The sequence below is a fragment of the Uliginosibacterium aquaticum genome, assembly GCF_012972705.2.
In the GTDB taxonomy this organism is placed as follows: Bacteria; Pseudomonadota; Gammaproteobacteria; order Burkholderiales; family Rhodocyclaceae; genus Uliginosibacterium; species Uliginosibacterium aquaticum.
Genome location: NZ_JABCSC020000001.1, coordinates 221,780 through 240,164, shown reverse-complemented (window position 1 = coordinate 240,164; position 18,385 = coordinate 221,780). Strand labels below are relative to the sequence as shown.

Genomic DNA, 18,385 nt, shown 5'->3' with positions numbered 1-18,385 from the left:
GCCCGGCAGATGCTTGCCGTGCAAAGCGCCGAAACAACTTCAGCTTCAGCGCGCAACTCACTGATCTGAAATCGACTTCGCCTTCCGCCGGGATGACTCTTTCGCACCGCATCGTTCGCATCGCCCTGCCGCTTCCGAGGCCCCGTCTGTTCGATTACCTGGCAGGACCTGAAGCCCGGCCCGAAGTCGGACACTGCGTACGCCTACCCTTTGGTCCGGGTGAAAAAACCGGCGTAATTGTCGCTATTGACCCGCCTGACGCGCTGCCAGTCGAAAAGCTCAAGCCCATCCTCGAACTGCTCGCCGAAATCCCGCCCCTGCCAGCCCAGTGGCTGGCCCTCACCCAGTTCGCCGCGCGCTACTACCAGCACCCGTTGGGCGAAGTCATCTCCGCTGCCCTGCCGCCGGGCATCCGCCGCACCGTAAAGCTGCCGCGCGACGATGATCCCTGGCTGGCCACCACCGCCGAAGGTCGGGCCGCACTGGGCGAAGCAAAGCGGATCACCAAGGCGCTGGCCGCCGTCGAAGCGGTGCAGGCCGCAGGCGCCCGCCGCCGCAGCCAGTTGCTCACCGACCTGGAAGGCGATGCTTCCGGCGCGATCCGCGAGGCGCGCAACAAGGGCTGGCTGGAAGTCGTAGCGCGTGCCGGTGAGCGCGAGCCGATCGGCGCACTCACGCTGAACGAAGCGCAAGCCGACGCCGTGAGCGCCGTCAATGCGGCGGCCGGCACGTTCAAACCCTTCCTGCTCTTCGGCGTGACCGGCTCGGGCAAGACCGAGGTCTACCTGCACCAGATCGCTCACACTCTCGCGGCGGGCAAGCAAGCGCTGATGCTAGTGCCCGAGATCGGCCTCACGCCGCAATTGATGGAGCGCGTGGCGAGCCGCTTCCCGGGCGCCAATCTCGTTTCTCTGCACAGCGGCATGGCCGATGGCGCGCGCTCGCTGGGTTTCGTGCAGGCGCTCAAAGGCGAGGCGGACATCGTGCTCGGAACCCGCCTCTCGGTCTTCGTACCGCTGCCGCGCCTGGGCCTGATCGTGATTGACGAAGAGCATGACGCCTCTTTCAAGCAGCAGGACAGCCTGCGCTACTCGGCGCGCGATCTCGCTGTGTGGCGCGCCGCGTACGAAAAACTGCCAATCGTGCTCGGCTCGGCCACGCCCTCACTGGAGACCTGGCTCCACGCCGAAGCCAGGCGCTACACCCGGCTGGACCTACCGCTACCCGCAGTGGCCGACAAACCTCCCAGCCTGCGACGCATCGACACGCGCCGCGTGAAGCTCGATCACGGCCTCTCGCCCGGGCTCATCGAAGGCATCCGGGTGCGTATCGAGCGTGGCGAGCAAAGCCTCGTCTTCCTCAACCGGCGCGGCTACGCCCCGGTGATCGCCTGCCCGCAGTGCAACTGGATCAGCGCCTGCCCGCACTGCTCGGCGAACATGGTCTTCCATGCCGCCGACCGCTCGCTGCGCTGCCACCATTGCGGCGGTGAAGGCCGCGTGCCACACATCTGCCCCGGCTGCGGCAATCAGGATCTGCAAGCCTTCGGCCGCGGCACCCAGCGGCTGGAAGAACGTCTGCGCGAACACTTCCCCGAGGCCCGGATCGAACGCGTGGACCGCGACGCCGTGCGCACCCCAGCGCAATGGGAAGAGGTGCGCGGCCGCATCGAAGCGCGCGAGATCGACGTGTTGGTGGGCACCCAGATGCTCGCCAAGGGCCACGACTTCCCGATGCTCACGCTGGTCGGTATCGTCGGAGCCGACGCGGGCCTCTACGCCGCCGACTACCGCGCGCCCGAGCGCCTGTTCCAGCAACTGATGCAAGTGGCCGGGCGCAGCGGGCGCGGCGAGCTGCCCGGCGAAGTGCTGGTCCAGACCGAGTTCCCCGAGCATCCGCTCTACGAATCGCTCGCCCGCCGCGACTACCCCGGCTTCGCCAAGCGCGAACTGGCCGAGCGCAAGCTCGCCGGCTTCCCGCCTTATGGCTTCCACGCAGTGTTGCGCGCCGAAGCGCCGGAACTGGATACGGCCGTGGCCTTCCTGCAGCAAACCCGCCATGCTGCCGAAGCCCTGCAGAGCCCGGTACGCCTGTTCGATGTGGTGCCCATGCGCCTGGTGCGCAAGGCACGCCTGGAACGCGCCCAGCTGGTGATCGAATGTGACACCCGCCCAGGCCTGCAAGCCATGCTCACCGAACTGATGCCGCAGCTCTACGCGCTCAAGAGCCCCAAGGATCTGCGCTGGCACATCGACGTCGATCCGGGCGAGCTGTAAGCGAAGCGCTTTTGAATTTCGCTGCGAGCAGGCTAATATAACAATTGTTATAACACCGTCAGAAAGCCCATCATGCTCGCACTCAAAATCACCCAGATCGGCAATTCGATGGGCGTGATCCTGCCGAAGGAAGCGCTTGCTCGCTTGAAAGTGGAAAAGGGTGACAGCCTGTTCCTCTCGGAAACGCCGAACGGTCTGGCACTCACGCCTTACGATCCGGCCCTGGAGGAGCAGCTGGAAGCCGGGCGCGAGTTCATGCGTGAATTCCGCGACACCTTTCACGCGCTGGCGAAATGAGCGGCCAGGGCAGTTGGCGCTGGGTCAGCAAGCCCGGCTTGCTGCTGCTTCACGATGAAAGCCTCGCCGTGCACGGAGGCCTGCCGGGCATCCGCGACGAAGGCCTGCTGGATTCAGCTTTGGCACGCGCCCCAAACCTGGCCCACTACGGTGAACCGGATCTGGCTGAGCTTGCAGCAGCCTATGTGATCGGCTTGGCCAAGAACCATCCATTCGTAGATGGCAACAAGCGCGCTGCCTTCCTGTCGCTGGGCATGTTCCTTTTTGCCAACGGCCAGCGTCTGGCGGCCAGCCAGCTGGAAGCCACTCAGGTCATGCTGGGTATAGCCGCCGGCGACATCGATGAAGCCACTTTCGCCGCTTGGCTGCGCCAACACCTCGCGCCGCGCTGAGCAAGCTTCCGGCCGCCAGCGCCTGCTCCCAGGGTCTGTTGACAATCATCCGCCGGTCGCGCTCGCGGCGCGTTGAGTGCGGAGCAAGGCGCAGCGCCGAAGTCAGGGCGGCCCCCTGACGAGAAGCTGCAACGCGGCGCCGCGCCCAACGCGCCCGAGCCCGGAGGGTTGAAGCGTATGGCTTGCGCTACTACGTTGCACTCCTTGTGCGGGGGAGCCACCCCGCACTGCGTCGCGCGCCTTGTCCCGCAAGCCATACGCTTCAACGCGATCCGGCGAGTGATTATCAACAGACCCTAGGCCGCTTTGCGCCGATACGCCCAGATCATCATCGCCACACCGGCAGCGATCATCGGCAGCGAAAGCCATTGCCCCATCGACAGGTGGCCGGCGAGCAGGCCGAGGAAGTCGTCCGGCTCGCGGGCGAATTCGGCGATGAAGCGGAAGGAGCCGTAGCCGATCAGGAACAGGCCGGACACCGCGCCCATCGGCCGCGGCTTGCGCGAGAACAGCCACAGGATCACGAACAGGCTCAGGCCTTCGAGCGCGAACTGATACAGCTGCGAAGCGTGGCGCGGCAAACCCGTAACCATCTGCTGGCTAACCGGCTCGAAATACTGCACGAGCGAGGTCTGCAAGGCAGGATCGGCCGCCACCAGCTTGGCATCGGCCTGCCAGGCTTGCGGGAACACCATCGCCCAGGGCGCATCCGGCGCCGTCACGCGGCCCCACAGCTCACCATTGATGAAGTTGCCCATGCGCCCCGCCGCCAGCCCGGTCGGAACCAGCGGCGCGACGAAATCGCCGACCTGCAGGAAGTGGCGCCCGCTCTTGCGGCCGAACAGCCACAGCGCGATCAGCACGCCGAGCAGGCCGCCGTGGAAGGCCATGCCGCCTTCCCATACCTTGAGGATTTCGAGCGGATGCGAGAAGTAGAAGCTCGCCTTATAGAAGAGCACATAGCCCAAGCGCCCGCCGAGAATCACGCCGAGCATGCCGTAGAAGAGCAGATCGTCCTGCGCCTCACGGGTCCAGCCCATATCGGGCCGACGCTGCATGTACTGGCGACCGAGCACGATGAAGAACAAGAAAGCAAGCAGGTACATCAGGCCATACCAGCGTACGGCCAGTGGACCGATGGCAAGGGCCACCGGATCGAACTGCGGATGGATGAAAGGCAGGGCAGGCATCTTGAGCAGCGGCAGGCTAGAATTGAGGGCTCAATTGAACCACACCGGCGCGACAATCCGCTTATTCCTCCTTGCCGCCGCGCGCACCCGGAGAAAAACACCATGCCCCAGTATCGTTCCCACACTTCCACCCACGGCCGCAACATGGCCGGCGCCCGTTCGCTGTGGCGTGCCACCGGCATGAAGGATGGCGATTTCGGCAAGCCCATCATCGCGGTGGTCAACAGCTTCACCCAGTTCGTACCGGGCCATGTGCACCTCAAGGATCTGGGTCAGCTGGTAGCACGTGAGATCGAGGCAGCCGGCGGCGTGGCCAAGGAGTTCAATACCATCGCGGTGGATGACGGCATCGCCATGGGCCACGGCGGCATGCTCTACTCCCTGCCCAGCCGCGAGCTGATCGCCGATTCGGTGGAGTACATGGTCAACGCCCACTGTGCCGACGCGATGGTGTGCATCTCGAACTGCGACAAGATCACCCCGGGCATGCTGATGGCCTCCCTGCGCCTGAACATCCCGACGATCTTCGTTTCCGGCGGCCCGATGGAAGCCGGCAAGGCCACCCTGGTGAAGGATGGCAAGGCACAGGTCATCAAGCTCGATCTGGTTGATGCAATGGTCAAGGCCGCCGACAAGAACATCTCGGATGCCGAAGTCGAAGAAGTCGAGCGCAGCGCCTGCCCGACCTGCGGCTCCTGCTCCGGCATGTTCACCGCCAACTCGATGAACTGTCTGACCGAAGCGCTGGGCCTCTCGCTGCCCGGCAACGGCACCATCGTCGCCACCCATGCCGACCGCAAGGGCCTGTTCCTGAAGGCTGGCCGCACCATCGTCGAACTGGCCAAGCGCTACTACGAGAAAGACGACGACAAGGTGCTGCCGCGCTCGATCGCCACTTTTGAGGCCTTCGAGAACGCCATGAGCCTCGACGTGGCCATGGGCGGCTCCACCAACACCGTGCTGCACCTCCTGGCGGCCGCCAGCGAAGCCGGGGTGAACTTCACCATGGCCGACATCGACCGCATCAGCCGCCGCGTGCCCTGCCTGTGCAAGGTGGCGCCGATGACCGACAAGTTCCACATCGAAGACGTGCATCGCGCCGGCGGCATCATGGGCATCCTCGGCGAGCTGGATCGCGCGGGCCTGCTCAACCACAACACCTACACGGTGCACAGCCACACCCTGAAGGGCGCGCTTGAGCAATGGGACGTGATGCACTCCGGCAGCCCGGCCGTGTTCGAGTTCTACCGCGCGGCCCCCGGCGGCGTGCCGACCCAGGTGGCCTTCAGCCAGAACCAGCGCTTCCCCGAGCTGGACATGGATCGCAGCAAGGGCTGCATCCGCGACAAGCAGAACGCCTACTCTCAGGACGGCGGTCTGGCCGTGCTCAAGGGCAACATCGCGCGCAATGGCTGCATCGTGAAGACGGCCGGCGTCGACGAATCGATCTGGAAGTTCACCGGCAGCGCCCGCGTCTATGAAAGTCAGGACGACGCCGTGGAAGGCATCCTGAATGAAGAAGTGCAGGCCGGCGACGTGGTGATCATCCGCTACGAAGGCCCCAAGGGCGGCCCGGGCATGCAGGAAATGCTCTACCCGACCTCGTATCTGAAGAGCCGCGGGCTCGGCAAGCAATGCGCCCTGCTCACCGATGGCCGCTTCTCCGGCGGCACCTCGGGCCTCTCCATTGGCCACGCTTCGCCTGAAGCGGCCATGGGCGGTGAAATCGGCCTGATCGAGGATGGCGACACCATCGAGATCGACATCCCGGCCCGCAGCATCAACCTCAAGATCTCGGACGCCGAGATGGAAAAGCGCCGCGCTGCCATGAATGCCAGCGGCCCGGACGCCTGGAAGCCGGTCAACCGCGTGCGTCACGTTTCCGCCGCCCTGCAGGCCTATGCGGCGCTGACCACCTCGGCCGACACTGGCGCGGTGCGCGACATCAACCAGCTCAAGCGCTGATCGATGCCCAGCGGGGAAGGCCTACCCTTCCCCGCCCCCGCCTTGTCACCCGAACTTCTCGAAAAGCTCCTCAGCCGCGAAATGCCCTTCGGCAAGTACCAGGGCAGGAAGATAGCCGACCTCCCCGGGCATTACCTCGGCTGGTTCTCGCGCGAGGGCTTTCCCAAGGGCGAGCTAGGTCAATTACTGGCCCTGATGTACGAACTCGATCACAACAATCTGCGCGGCCTGCTCGATCCACTGCGGTCGCGCTGATCCCGGATCCGCCTGCTTAGGGCGCACAAAACTCAGGTTCGGTGCAATTTATTGTGTCCAGTGTGACACCTGTCTCTACGGGCGAGCCCTCAAGATGGCGCTGACGCTGCCGTCATACTAGCTTCAGAGCAACAGAGAGTCCGGGCTAAAAACGTGAACGCATCCGTCTGCCATCAGGATCGAGCCTATCTCCGTCACCCATCGGAGTTGCCCATCCATATCCACTGCGAGAGCCACAAGGGGCGCAGCCTGCGCCGCCTTGCCAATGTGAGCGTCGGCGGCCTCGCCTGCCGCTCGGAAGAACCCCTGCCGGTTGGCAGCGAGGTGTCTGTTGAAATCCCCATCGGTCGCGAACCTTTCCGCGCCAAAGGCGCCGTGAAATGGTGCCGCCACTCCCATACCTGCTATGAGCTGGGGATCCAGTTCGAAGCCCATGAAGATGCTTTCGCCGTCCGCATGGTGGAGCAACTCTGTTACATCGAGCGCTATCGCCGTGAGGTCATGAAAAAGGAAGGGCGCGATATCGACAGCGCCACCGCGGCCTTCGAGTGGATCAATCTTTATGCGGCCAAATTCCCGCATATCAGCTGAAAACTGAAGCCAAATGAAAAGGCGACCTTGAGGTCGCCTTTTTCACATCCACTACACGCCCAGGCTCAGCTGCGCTGCAGGCTGGCCTCATCCACCACACCGGCCCCATGCGCCTGCTGGTCTGCCCAGTAGCTGGAACGCACCATCGGGCCACAGGCTGCATTCTTGAAGCCCATCTTGAGCGCCTCGGTCTCGAACATCTTGAAGGTCTCGGGGGTCACGTAGCGCAGCACTGGCAAATGGCCGCCAGAGGGCTGGAGGTATTGGCCAATGGTGAGCATCTCGACATCATGGGCACGCATGTCACGCATCACTTCGAGAATTTCCTCGTCGGTTTCGCCCAGACCAACCATCAGGCCACTCTTGGTCGGCACGCCCGGATGCATGAGCTTGAACTCTTTCAGCAGCTTGAGCGAATAGGCGTAGTCGGCACCGGGACGCGCTGCCTTGTAAAGGCGCGGCACGGTTTCCATGTTGTGATTCATCACGTCCGGCGGCGCATTCTTGAAGATCTCCAGCGCGACTTCCATGCGGCCACGAAAATCCGGCACCAGCACTTCAATCTGGGTGCGCGGGCTGGCCTCACGGGTGGCCTGGATGCATTCAACGAAGTGCTTCGCACCGCCATCGCGCAGATCGTCGCGATCCACCGAGGTGATCACTACGTACTTCAGGCGCATCGCGGCGATGGTCTTGGCCAGCTCCTTCGGCTCATCCGCATTGAGCGGCTCGGGGCGACCGTGCCCGACGTCACAGAAGGGGCAGCGGCGCGTACAGATGTCACCCATGATCATGAAGGTGGCCGTGCCCTTGCCGAAACATTCGTGGATGTTGGGGCAGGAGGCTTCCTCGCACACCGTGTGCAGCTTGTGATCGCGCAGGGTGTCCTTGATCTCGTTAAAGCGCGCGGTCTCCTCGGCAGTACCGAGCTTGATACGGATCCAGTCGGGCTTGCGCAGCTTTTCAGCCGGCACGATCTTGATCGGGATGCGTGCGGTCTTGTCGGCGCCACGGAGTTTCTTGGAGGCTTCGCTGCTCATCGGGTTGGGTCTTTCTGTTCTATGCCGTGCGGGGGTAGTCACGGTCGAGTAATTCACTCAGGCGGGTCGCCAATTGTGCCAGCACTGCGTCAGTGCCGACAGTGACTCCTTGCTCTTTAAGGCTGGTGCTGGCAAGACCCTCGTAGCCACAAGGGTTGATTCGCAGGAAGGGAGCCAGGTCCAGATCCACGTTCAGCGACAGGCCGTGATAGCTGCAGCCGCGCGAGATCTTGAGGCCCAGCGCGCCGATCTTGGCATCCTTCACGTACACCCCGGGCGCGCCGTCGCGGCGTTCGGCGCTAATGCCGTGGCTGGCCAGCACGTCGAGCATGGCCTGCTCCATCAGCGTGACCTGCTCACGCACCTTGAGGTTGCGGCGGGCCAGATCAATCAGCAGGTATACGACGGCCTGCCCCGGCCCGTGATAGGTGATCTGACCACCGCGGTCAATCTTCACCACCGGCACTTCACTCGGAATCAGCAGGTGCTCGGGCTTGCCAGCCAAGCCAAGGGTGTAGACCGGCTCGTGCTGCAGCAGCCAAAGTTCGTCCGGGGTCTCCGGCCCACGCTCGGCAGTGAAGCGCTTCTGAGCTTCAAATGTCTCTGCATAGCCGACGACGCCCAACTCGCGGACGACGCAGGACGCAGCCTCCATTACAGAACCACCTTCACCATCGGGTGCGAAGAGAGTTCGCGGTATAGATCATCGAGCTGCAGCTGAGAGGTGGCGCGGATGGTACAGGTCAGCGACAGGTAGTTGCCTGCCTTGCTGGGACGCATCTCCATCGTGGCCGGGTTGAAGTCCGGCGCATGGCGAAGCACCACGGCGGCAATGGTCTGGGCGAATTCATCGTGGCGCGCGCCCATGATCTTGAGCGGAAAGTCGCAGGGGAATTCGAGGAGGCTCTGGCGGGTTTCAGTCATTTCAGGCAGATGGGGGATGTGGCTGCTTTTTCAAGCGCTTACTGCACGACAAAGGGCTTGATGCGGATGGCGGCGGCAATCCGGTCGGCAACACGACGAGCCTCGGCGGCATCGTTGAAGGGGCCGACCCGCAGGCGGTACTTGTCACCGACGAGGTGGGTGCTGACGTCCTGCCCCAGCCATTTGAGTTCATTCTTCACATAGTCGCGGAAACCGTCAGCATTGGCACTGGAGGCAAAGGCGCCAAGCTGCAGGAAGACGCCGCTGGCCACCAGCGGCGCAGGCGCGGCGGGCTCGACGGCCGGCACCGCAGTGGCCAGGGCTTCAAGCGGATCCGGCGTGACCGGCTCAATCACGGGCCGGGACGGCGCTTCCGCAGGCGCAGCACTCGCGACCTGCGCCGGTGGCAAGGCAGGGGTCCGGGCATACACGCCGCTGTCGATTTCTTCTGCAGTGATGGCATCCACCTGCAGGCGGGCGCTGCCCTTGCTCACATAGCCGAGCTTGTAGGCAGCGGTATAAGAGAGATCGATGATGCGGCTGTGCAGGAAAGGGCCGCGATCATTGACCCTCACCACCACGCTGCGGCCATTCTCGAGATTGGTCACGCGCGCATAGCTGGGCAGTGGCAACGTGGGATGGGCGGCACTCATCGCGTACATGTCGTAGCGCTCGCCGCTGCTGGTCTTCGCGCCATGAAACTTCTTGCCGTACCAGCTACCAACGCCGGTCTGACTGAAGGGACCGAGGGCCTGCATCGGTTTGAAGGTCTGGCCCAGTGCTTCATAGGGACGTGCATTGGCGGGGCGTATCGGCTCACGGCGCGGCACCGCATCCGGGATCTCATCGAGATTGGGCGGCACGTCTTCGCCGGGACCGTCATCTTTGTAAAAACCGCCACCTTTCCGGGTAAGGACGGGAGAGGAAGGCGCCGGCTTGGCAGGCACGGCAACCGGCTTCTGTACCGGAGCCGGACGTGGCGACGTGCTCTCCTCGTAAGGGGTGCTGGCGCAGGCCGCGAGCAGCAGCATGGCGAGAACGACGAGCAGATTCACGGAATGAAAGGAATGCATCGGATATCTCCTGCCCGCCCCGGCTTCAGCGCCGACGACGATGCTGCTGCACGCTCATCAGGATTCCCACACCCAGGCACAGGGTCACCAGCGCGGTGCCGCCGTAGCTCACCATGGGCAGGGGCACCCCGACCACGGGCAGGATACCGGCCACCATGCCCATGTTCACAAAAGCATAGGTGAAGAAAATCATGGTGATCGAACCTGCCAGCAGGCGCCCAAAGAGGGTCGCAGCATTGGCGGCAATCATCAGGCCACGCCCGATCAACAGGCAGTAGAGCACCACGATCAGGAGCACGCCGGCCAGGCCGAACTCTTCCGAGATCACGGCCAGCACGAAGTCGGTATGGCGTTCGGGCAGGAAATCCAGATGGGTCTGGGTGCCCTGGCGCCAGCCCTTGCCGACGAGACCACCGGAGCCCACCGCGATAGTGGACTGGATAGTGTGAAAACCCTTGCCGAGCGGGTCCGATGAAGGATCGAGCAGGGTGCACACGCGGTGTTTCTGGTAGTCGTGCAGACCGGGCCAGGCTACCTCGGGTGCGCAGATCTGGGATTCATAACTGATGATGGCAATGATCGCCGCGGTCCCCAGCACGGCCACCGGGATGATCAGCTTCCAGGACAGGCCGGCAAAGAAGATCACGAAGAAACCCGCGCCCAGCACCAGCAGCGAGGTGCCCAGATCCGGCTGCTTGATGATCAGGCCGACAGGGACCATCAGCAGCAGGGTGGCGACGAAGAAGTCGCGGACCTTAAGGCTGCCTTCGCGTTTCTGGAAGTACCAGGCCAGCATCAGCGGCATGGCAATCTTCATCAGCTCGGAGGGCTGGATCCGCATCACGCCCAGATTGAGCCAGCGCCGCGCGCCCTTGGACACATCGCCAAACAGGGCCACACCGATCAGCAGCAGCACCCCCACCACATACAGCGGCAGGGCGAAGCTGTGCAGGCGCTGCGGTGGCTGACTGGCCATCGCCCACATCACCGCCACCCCCACCCCGACGTTGACCAGGTGGGCGTTCATGCGCTCCGGCGAGGAGCTTCCGAGCATCAGGGTGGCCACCGCAATGATGGCGGCCGTGATGACCAGCAGGAAGGGGTCGATCGGCCGCACCAGGCGCAAGGCACCGAGGCGGATGTCGGCGAGGTTAATCATGGGCATGCTCCGGGTCGGCATCCGGGTCTTCCGGCGCCGCACCTGCCGGCTTGATACCCAGCAGATAGTAGTCCAGCACCTGGCGGGCGATCGGCGCGGCAGCTGCGGCGCCAAAACCACCGTTTTCGACCAGCACCGCCAGTGCGATCTTGGGATTGTCGGCAGGGGCGTAAGCGATGAACAAGGCGTGGTCCCGCAGGCGCTCGTGCGTATCGCTTTCCTTGTACTTGGCGCCCTTGAGCGAGAAGACCTGGGCCGTACCGGTCTTGCCGGCCGCCTGGTACTTCGCTCCGGCAAAGGCGCGGGCGCCAGTACCACTGGTGATCACGCCGACCATCCCCTTGCGGATGACCTCGACGTTCTCGGGCTTGAAGCCCAGATCGGCCAGCGGCGTCGGTTCGATCACGCGTTTCGCGCCGTTCTGGGCATCCACCACGTACTTCACGATGTGCGGCTTGTACATCACGCCGCCCGCCGCAATCGTGGCGGTGGCGTGCGCCAACTGCAGCGGGGTGTAGGCGTTGTAGCCCTGACCGATGCCGATCGAGATGGTTTCGCCGGCATACCACTTCTGCTGCTCGGGCTTCTTGAAACGCTTCTTCTTCCAGGCCTGGGAAGGCAGCACGCCGGTGGACTCGCCATCAATATCGATGCCGGTACGACTGCCCAGCCCCAGCTTGCCCATGAACTCGGAGATCAGGTCGATCCCCATGTCGTTGGCCAGCAGGTAGTAATAGGTGTCGCAGCTGACGATGATGGATTTGACCATGTCGACCATGCCGTGGCCGCCGACTTTGTCATCGCGGAAGGTGTTGTTGCCGAACACGAAATAGCCCGGGTCCGAGATGGCCTGGTGCGGCGTGCGCTTGCCGGTTTCGAGTGCGGCCAGCGCCATGAAGGGCTTGAAGGTGGAACCGGGCGGATAGGCGCCATTGAGCGCCCGGTTGATCATCGGGCGATCCAGCGAGGTGTTGAGCACATCCCAGTTATCCGGCGTGATTCCGTCAACAAACAGGTTGGGATCGAAACGCGGCGTGGACACCAGGGCCAGCACGCCGCCGGTGCCGGGTTCGATGGCCACCAACGAACCGCGGCGGTTGCCGAAAGCCTGTTCGGCAATCCGCTGCAGTTCGGAATCCATGGTCAGCTGCAGATTGTTGCCGGGCACTGGCGGGGTGCGTGCCAGGGAGCGTACGGCCCGGCCGGAAGCGTCCACCTCGACCTGCTCGAAGCCGGTCACGCCGTGCAGTTCCTTCTCGTAGCTCTGCTCCAGCCCGGTCTTGCCGATGTGTTCGGTCCCCCGGTAATTGGCGGCGAGGTCTTCGTCGTCCTCGATCTTCGCCATTTCCTTCTGGTTGATCCGACCGATATAGCCGATGGCGTGCGAAGCCAGTTCGCCGAAAGGATATTGGCGGAACAGCCGCGCCTTGATGTCCACCCCCGGGAACTTGTAGCGGCGGGCGATGAAGCGGGCGACCTCTTCATCCGTCAGGCGGGTGCGGATCGGCAAGGATTCGAAGTTCTTGCTCTCTTCGAGCAGCTTGCGGAAGCGCCGCCGGTCCTTGGGCTGGATGTCAATGAACTCGGCCAGCTCGTCGATCGTGTCATCCAGGTTATGTACCTTGGAGGGCGTGATTTCGAGGGTGTAGGCCGAGTAGTTGCGGGCCAGCACCACGCCATTGCGATCCGTGATCAGCCCGCGATTGGGCACGATCGGCAGCAAGGAGATGCGGTTCTCTTCAGCGCGGGTAGCGTAATAGTCGTAGCGCAGCACCTGCAGATACACATAGCGCGCCACGATCAGCCCAAAGCCCAGCAGCACGAAGGCAGCCGCAGCCGCCACGCGGGCGCGGAAGCGGGAGAGTTCCTGTTCGGGGGCCTTGAATTCCATGGTGTCGGGAGTCAGGAGCAGTGAGCGGGGAAGCGGGCGGGGCGCGAGCCTAGGCCCGTATTCCGACGCTCAAAGCCCTACAGGGGGCGATTCTCATCGCGATCAATCGGCCGCATCTGCGGCAAGAGCAGCAGATAGTAGGCAGGCAGCCACAGCACGGCCGTGGTGAAACAGGTGAAGAAGTACTCCCAGCCCGGGAAACGCCCGCCCGCCAGCATGCGCAGCACCAGCATCACCACTTGCACCATCAGGAACAGCGGCACCATGTGCAGGGTCTGGGTGGAAGGCGAGAACCACAGCAGACGGCGCGAATTGGCCTGGGCCGCCCAGGCCAGCAGGATGTAGGCCGTAGCATGCTGGCCCATCACTGAGCCATGCGCCACATCAACCAGCAGACCGAGGCAGAAGCCGGCCCCCATGCCGATCCGGTGCGGCTCACGGATGCACCAGAAGGCCAGCACCAGGGCGACGAAATCCGGCATGGCCTGAACCCGGCCAACCGGGATGCAGCTGAGCACCAGGGCCACCAGCAGGCTGAACCAAACGAAGCCCATGCGCACAGGCAGGAGCAGGCGGGAGGAGCGGTGATTCGGCAGCATGCCTCAATCTCCCTTCGGTGCGGGGTTGCTGGCCGCCGCTCTGGGTGTGCTCTGGGCCGCCACAGGAGCACTGACGACCGGTGCGCTGGCCAGGGGAGCCGGCGTCGGTGCCGAGGCCGCAGCCTGCAGTGCAGTAGTCGCAGGCTGCGGCGCGGAAGCACCGGCCGCCGGGGCCGAGTCTGCCGCGACGGGCTCGGGGAAAGCCTGGCTCACCCGGTTGCGGATACGTCCCGCCGAGGCGCGGCGCGAAGCCTCGTCGCGATCATCCGCCGGCCGCTGCGGCGCCGGATCGGTCCGCGACAGCACCAGCACGGCGCCGCTGCGCTCCACGCTGGCGATCGGTTTGCACAGGATGCGGGCAAACGACTCGGCACTGTCACGCGTCACCTTGAGCACCGTGGCGACCGGCAGGCCCGGTGCAAACAGGCCATCCAGCCCGGAAGTCAGGATGCGGTCGCCCGGTTTGACCTCCGCATTGGCGGCGAGGAACTTAAGCTCCAGCAAACCGTTGCCACTGCCAAACATCACCGCGCGCAGGCCACTGCGCTCGACGATCACCGGAATGGCCTGTTCTTTGTCGGAAAGCAGGGTGACCTCGGCATGCAGGGGGAAAACGCGGGTCACCTGGCCGATCAGGCCTTGCGGATCGACCACCGGCGAGCCGGGCTCAATGTCCTGCATGCTGCCTTTGTCGAGGATCACCTTGCGCGAGAAGGGGTCACGCGCAGAAAACACGATTTCAGCCGCAATCGTGCGCAGACCGATGGCGCGATTCACCTTCAGCAGACCACGCAGCGTGGCGTTCTCCTGCTGCAGTTGCTCAGCAAACAGCAGCTTCTCGGCCATCGCCAGCTGCTGAGCCTGCAGGCGCTGGTTCTCGCGCTTCAGGCTGGCCAGCCCGGAAAAGTAAGTCGCCGTATTGCTGACGAACTCGGCCGGCGTCGCCGCCGCGATCTGCAGCGGGTAGCTCAGCACGGTGAGCGCCTGACGCAGCGTTTCCAGATAGTTCAGACGCAGGTCAGCCACCAGCAGGGACAGGCTGATCGACAGGAAGATCGTCGCCCGGGCCGGCAGGGGCAGGCCACGCTTGAAGAAGGGAGGGGTCTGGTGGCCGGTGACCATGACTCAGCGATAGAAGGCGGGAAAGGGGTAAGGCAGAAGACAAGACAACGCGCCTTGCGGCGCGTTCCATGGGAAGCTGTTCTGCCTCACCTTGCAAATCACTCGGAAGCGAAGATCGAACCGAGCTTGTCCATCTTTTCCAGCGCCAGCCCCGAGCCGCGCACCACGCAGGTCAGCGGGTCTTCGGCCACGATCACCGGCAGGCCGGTTTCTTCCATCAGCAGGCGATCCAGATCGCGCAGCAGGGCACCACCACCGGTGAGCACCATGCCGCGCTCGGCGATGTCGGCGCCCAGCTCCGGCGGAGTCTGTTCGAGGCCGATCTTCACCGCCGAGACGATGGAATTCAGCGGGTCGGTCAGCGCTTCGAGGATTTCGTTGGACGAGATCGTGAAGGAACGCGGAATGCCTTCGGCCAGATTGCGGCCCTTGACTTCCATTTCCTTCACTTCGGACCCCGGGAACGCCGAGCCGATGGTCTTCTTGATCGATTCGGCGGTGGTTTCGCCGATCAGCATGCCGTAGTTGCGACGGATGTAATTGACGATGGCTTCGTCGAACTTGTCGCCGCCCACGCGCACCGAGCCGGCATACACCATGCCGCCCAGCGAGATCACGCCCACTTCGGTGGTGCCGCCGCCGACGTCCACCACCATCGAACCGGTGGCATCCGCCACCGGCAGGTCAGCACCAATGGCAGCAGCCATCGGCTCCTCAATCAGGTAGACCTGCGAGGCGCCAGCGCCCAGTGCGGACTCACGGATCGCACGGCGCTCGACCTGGGTCGAACCACAGGGCACGCAGATGATGATGCGGGGCGAGGGTGAGAAGAGGCGCGAATCGTGCACCTTCTTGATGAACTGCTTGAGCATCTGCTCAGTCACGGTGAAGTCGGCGATCACGCCGTCCTTCATCGGGCGGATCGCCGTGATATTGCCCGGCGTCTTGCCCAGCATCTGCTTGGCCGAGTGGCCAACAGCCTGAATCGTCTTCTTGGCGTTCGGGCCGCCTTCAGTACGGATCGCCACCACCGAGGGCTCGTCCAGCACGATGCCCTTGCCGCGCACGTAGATCAGGGTATTGGCCGTGCCAAGGTCGATGGCCAGGTCGTTGGAAAAATAGGAACGCAGGAGTCCGAACATGGGGAGAGCTACCTCTGTGTGACGGGCATGGCGCGCCGTGCGCAAACCCGGACCGTGAGAAACCGCGTATGTTACCCTATCCCGTTGTTTCCAATGTGTCCGCCTGACGGTGGACTTGATCCCCCAGAGGCCCCGAAACATGTCTCTCTCGCTGGAACAGGTCGAGCGCATCGCCCGACTCGCCCACATCGAACTCAGCCCCGCTGACGCCACGGCCACCCAGGCCAAGCTGAACGGAATTTTCGGCCTCATCGAAGCGATGCAGGCCGTGGACACCACCGGCGTCGCTCCAATGTCGCACCCGCAGGATGTTGTCCAGCGTCTGCGCCCGGACGCCATCAGCGAAACCGACCGCCGCGCCGCCTACCAGGCTGTCGCCCCCGAGGCCGAAGCCGGCCTCTATCTCGTCCCCAAAGTCATCGAGTGAGGAAGTCATGAGCCGTCTTCTCCAGCATCTGCAAGAAGGTCAGGAACTGCTGACCCGTGTTCTCGCCGACCAGGCCCTGCTCAATGAGGTGGACAAGGCCGGCGACATCCTCGTGGCCTGCCTCAAGGCCGGAGGCAAGATCCTTTCGGCCGGCAATGGCGGCTCGCATTGCGACGCCATGCACTTCGCCGAAGAGCTCTCCGGCCGCTACCGCGACAACCGCCCGGCGCTCGGCGCGCTGGCCATTTCCGACCCCTCGCACATCACCTGCGTGGGCAACGACTACGGTTTCGAGTTCATCTTCAGCCGTCAGGTCGAGGCCCTTGGCCGCGCTGGCGACGTGTTCTTCGGCATTTCCACTTCTGGCAATTCCGCCAACATCCTCGCTGCCGCCAAGGCCGCCAAGGCGCGCGGCATGCAGGTCATCCTGCTGATGGGCAAGGACGGCGGCAAGATGAAGGGGCTGGCTGACGCCGAGATCATCGTGCCGCACTTCGGCTACGCCGACCGCATCCAGGAAATCCACATCAAGTTCATCCACGCCCTGATCGACCATGTCGAGATCGGCTTGGGCTACGTCGACGCAAAATGAGCCTCCAGACCCTCAAGACCCTGCAAGCACAGCTCGCCAGCAAGAAAATCTCCAGCCGCGAGCTGGTGACGGATTACCTCGCCCGCATCGAGGCGCAGAACGCCGCGATCAACGCCTTCATCACCGTCGACCGTGCTGGTGCGCTGGCCGCCGCCGACGCCGCCGACGCGGCGATTGCCGCCGGTACCGCGGGCCCGCTGGCCGGCCTGCCGATCGCGCACAAGGACATCTTCTGTACCGAAGGCGTGCTCACCACCTGCGGCTCGAAGATGCTCGCCAACTTCGTCAGCCCCTACGACGCGCATGTCGTCAGCCAGCTCAAGGCGGCCGGCGTGGTGAGTCTAGGCAAGACCAACTGCGACGAATTCGCGATGGGCTCGACCAACGAGAACTCGGCCTACGGCGCGGTGAAGAACCCCTGGAATCTTTCCCGCGTGCCGGGCGGCTCATCGGGTGGTTCGGCCGCTGCCGTGGCCGCCGGCATGATCCCGGCCGCGACCGGCACCGACACCGGCGGCTCGATCCGCCAGCCCGCCGGCCTGTGCGGCATCACCGGCATCAAGCCGACCTACGGCACGGTGTCGCGCTACGGCATGGTGGCCTACGCCAGCTCGCTCGATCAGGGCGGCCCGATGGCCCACACTGCGGAAGACTGCGCCCTGCTGCTGAACCACATGGCCGGCTTCGATTCGCGTGACTCGACCAGCCTTGAGCGCGCCAAGGACGACTACAGCGCGCAACTGAGCCAGCCGCTGGCCGGCCTGAAGATCGGCCTGCCGAAAGAGTATTTCGGCGAAGGGTTGGCAGCAGACGTGCGCGCCGCTATCGAAAACGCGCTCGCCGAACTGCGCAAGCTCGGCGCCAGCACGGTCGAAGTCAGCCTGCCCAACACGCATCTGGCCATCCCTGCCTACTACGTGATCGCGCCGGCCGAGGCGTCAAGCAACCTGTCGCGTTTCGACGGCGTGCGCTACGGCCACCGTGCCGCCGAGTACAAGGATCTCGCGGAGATGTACGCCAAGAGCCGTTCGGAAGGCTTCGGCAAGGAAGTGCAGCGCCGCATTCTGGTTGGCACCTATGTGCTCTCGCACGGCTACTACGACGCCTATTACATCAAGGCCCAGCAGCTGCGCCGCCTGATCGCCGAGGATTTCAAGCAGGCCCTGAGCCAGTGCGACATCATCGCCGGCCCGGTGGCGCCGACCGCTGCCTGGGGCATTGGCCAGATGGCCGACGATCCGGTGCAGATGTATCTGGCGGACATTTACACCATCGCGGTGAACCTCGCCGGCCTGCCGGCGCTGTCCACCCCGGCCGGCTTCTCGGCCGAGAAACTGCCGGTCGGCCTGCAGCTGATCGGCAATTACTTCGGCGAAGCGCGCCTCCTGAACGTAGCCCACCAGCTGCAACAAGCCACCGACTGGCATCTACAGCGGCCACAAGCCTGAGT

Annotated in this window: 19 protein-coding genes; 9 read left to right on the top strand and 10 right to left on the bottom strand. The window is 64.2% G+C overall.

The features are described 5' to 3' along the window. Window positions 1-92: 92 nt before the first annotated feature. The 3 genes from HJ583_RS01135 to HJ583_RS01125 all read left to right on the top strand — a co-directional run bounded on the left by HJ583_RS01135 (window position 93) and on the right by HJ583_RS01125 (window position 2,965). Entirely contained in the window at window positions 93-2,276 is a 2,184-nt protein-coding gene (locus HJ583_RS01135) for a primosomal protein N' (RefSeq protein ID WP_170019776.1), read from the top strand. A gap of 72 nt (window positions 2,277-2,348) precedes the next feature. Then, a complete protein-coding gene (locus HJ583_RS01130) occupies window positions 2,349-2,573 on the top strand; it encodes an AbrB/MazE/SpoVT family DNA-binding domain-containing protein (RefSeq protein ID WP_170019774.1) in 225 nt (74 codons plus the stop codon). Further along, entirely contained in the window at window positions 2,570-2,965 is a 396-nt protein-coding gene (locus tag HJ583_RS01125) for a type II toxin-antitoxin system death-on-curing family toxin (RefSeq protein WP_170019772.1), read from the top strand. Before HJ583_RS01130 ends, HJ583_RS01125 begins: the two co-directional genes overlap by 4 nt. A 296-nt stretch (window positions 2,966-3,261) precedes the next feature. Here the strand turns inward: HJ583_RS01125 and lgt are convergent, their stop codons facing one another. Continuing rightward, on the bottom strand, window positions 3,262-4,155 hold the full coding sequence (gene lgt, locus HJ583_RS01120; protein ID WP_170019770.1) for a prolipoprotein diacylglyceryl transferase: 894 nt from the start codon (window positions 4,153-4,155) through the stop codon (window positions 3,262-3,264). 102 nt (window positions 4,156-4,257) lie between these two features. Here lgt and ilvD point away from each other — a divergent pair, with 102 nt between their 5' ends. From ilvD to HJ583_RS01105, 3 genes are all read left to right on the top strand, one after another. Next, window positions 4,258-6,120 (top strand): dihydroxy-acid dehydratase, encoded by a 1,863-nt coding sequence (ilvD, locus tag HJ583_RS01115; RefSeq protein WP_170019768.1) that lies wholly within the window; start codon window positions 4,258-4,260, stop codon window positions 6,118-6,120. Between the two features lie 42 nt (window positions 6,121-6,162). Further along, the gene (locus tag HJ583_RS01110) at window positions 6,163-6,375 is read left to right on the top strand and encodes a DUF3820 family protein (RefSeq protein WP_170021283.1); all 213 of its coding nucleotides are present in this window, start codon (window positions 6,163-6,165) and stop codon (window positions 6,373-6,375) included. A 153-nt stretch (window positions 6,376-6,528) separates the two neighbouring features. After that, window positions 6,529-6,966 carry a PilZ domain-containing protein gene (locus tag HJ583_RS01105; protein ID WP_170019766.1) on the top strand — a complete coding sequence of 146 codons (438 nt, stop codon included), beginning with the start codon at window positions 6,529-6,531 and terminating at the stop codon, window positions 6,964-6,966. A gap of 65 nt (window positions 6,967-7,031) precedes the next feature. Here HJ583_RS01105 and lipA read toward each other — a convergent pair whose 3' ends face one another. The 9 genes from lipA to HJ583_RS01060 all read right to left on the bottom strand — a co-directional run bounded on the left by lipA (window position 7,032) and on the right by HJ583_RS01060 (window position 15,916). After that, the gene (lipA, locus tag HJ583_RS01100) at window positions 7,032-8,006 is read right to left on the bottom strand and encodes a lipoyl synthase (protein WP_170019764.1); all 975 of its coding nucleotides are present in this window, start codon (window positions 8,004-8,006) and stop codon (window positions 7,032-7,034) included. 19 nt (window positions 8,007-8,025) lie between these two features. Then, window positions 8,026-8,661 (bottom strand): lipoyl(octanoyl) transferase LipB, encoded by a 636-nt coding sequence (lipB, locus tag HJ583_RS01095; RefSeq protein ID WP_170019761.1) that lies wholly within the window; start codon window positions 8,659-8,661, stop codon window positions 8,026-8,028. Further along, window positions 8,661-8,930, bottom strand: a complete 270-nt coding sequence (locus HJ583_RS01090) for a YbeD family protein (RefSeq protein WP_101942004.1) — start codon at window positions 8,928-8,930, stop codon at window positions 8,661-8,663. The genes lipB and HJ583_RS01090 overlap by 1 nt, the downstream gene beginning before the upstream one ends. Window positions 8,931-8,968: 38 nt before the next feature. Next, window positions 8,969-10,003: a septal ring lytic transglycosylase RlpA family protein gene (locus HJ583_RS01085; RefSeq protein ID WP_170019759.1), complete on the bottom strand. Its 1,035-nt coding sequence runs from the start codon at window positions 10,001-10,003 to the stop codon at window positions 8,969-8,971. A gap of 25 nt (window positions 10,004-10,028) precedes the next feature. Continuing rightward, window positions 10,029-11,162 (bottom strand): rod shape-determining protein RodA, encoded by a 1,134-nt coding sequence (gene rodA / locus HJ583_RS01080; protein ID WP_170019756.1) that lies wholly within the window; start codon window positions 11,160-11,162, stop codon window positions 10,029-10,031. Beyond that, a complete protein-coding gene (mrdA, locus tag HJ583_RS01075; protein ID WP_170019753.1) occupies window positions 11,155-13,053 on the bottom strand; it encodes a penicillin-binding protein 2 in 1,899 nt (632 codons plus the stop codon). The genes rodA and mrdA overlap by 8 nt, the downstream gene beginning before the upstream one ends. 77 nt (window positions 13,054-13,130) lie before the next feature. Then, window positions 13,131-13,652 (bottom strand): rod shape-determining protein MreD, encoded by a 522-nt coding sequence (mreD, locus tag HJ583_RS01070; protein ID WP_101942008.1) that lies wholly within the window; start codon window positions 13,650-13,652, stop codon window positions 13,131-13,133. Between the two features lie 3 nt (window positions 13,653-13,655). Further along, window positions 13,656-14,774, bottom strand: coding sequence for a rod shape-determining protein MreC (gene mreC / locus HJ583_RS01065; RefSeq protein ID WP_170019751.1), 1,119 nt, complete (start codon window positions 14,772-14,774; stop codon window positions 13,656-13,658). A 98-nt stretch (window positions 14,775-14,872) separates the two neighbouring features. Continuing rightward, a complete protein-coding gene (locus HJ583_RS01060) occupies window positions 14,873-15,916 on the bottom strand; it encodes a rod shape-determining protein (protein ID WP_101942010.1) in 1,044 nt (347 codons plus the stop codon). A 139-nt stretch (window positions 15,917-16,055) separates the two neighbouring features. Here HJ583_RS01060 and gatC point away from each other — a divergent pair, with 139 nt between their 5' ends. The 3 genes from gatC to gatA are packed head-to-tail and all read left to right on the top strand — an operon-like array spanning window position 16,056 to window position 18,383. Further along, a complete protein-coding gene (gene gatC, locus HJ583_RS01055) occupies window positions 16,056-16,343 on the top strand; it encodes an Asp-tRNA(Asn)/Glu-tRNA(Gln) amidotransferase subunit GatC (RefSeq protein ID WP_101942011.1) in 288 nt (95 codons plus the stop codon). 7 nt (window positions 16,344-16,350) lie between these two features. Continuing rightward, window positions 16,351-16,935, top strand: coding sequence for a D-sedoheptulose 7-phosphate isomerase (lpcA, locus tag HJ583_RS01050; RefSeq protein WP_101942012.1), 585 nt, complete (start codon window positions 16,351-16,353; stop codon window positions 16,933-16,935). Further along, window positions 16,932-18,383 carry an Asp-tRNA(Asn)/Glu-tRNA(Gln) amidotransferase subunit GatA gene (gatA, locus tag HJ583_RS01045; protein WP_170019749.1) on the top strand — a complete coding sequence of 484 codons (1,452 nt, stop codon included), beginning with the start codon at window positions 16,932-16,934 and terminating at the stop codon, window positions 18,381-18,383. Before lpcA ends, gatA begins: the two co-directional genes overlap by 4 nt. Window positions 18,384-18,385: the final 2 nt, after the last annotated feature.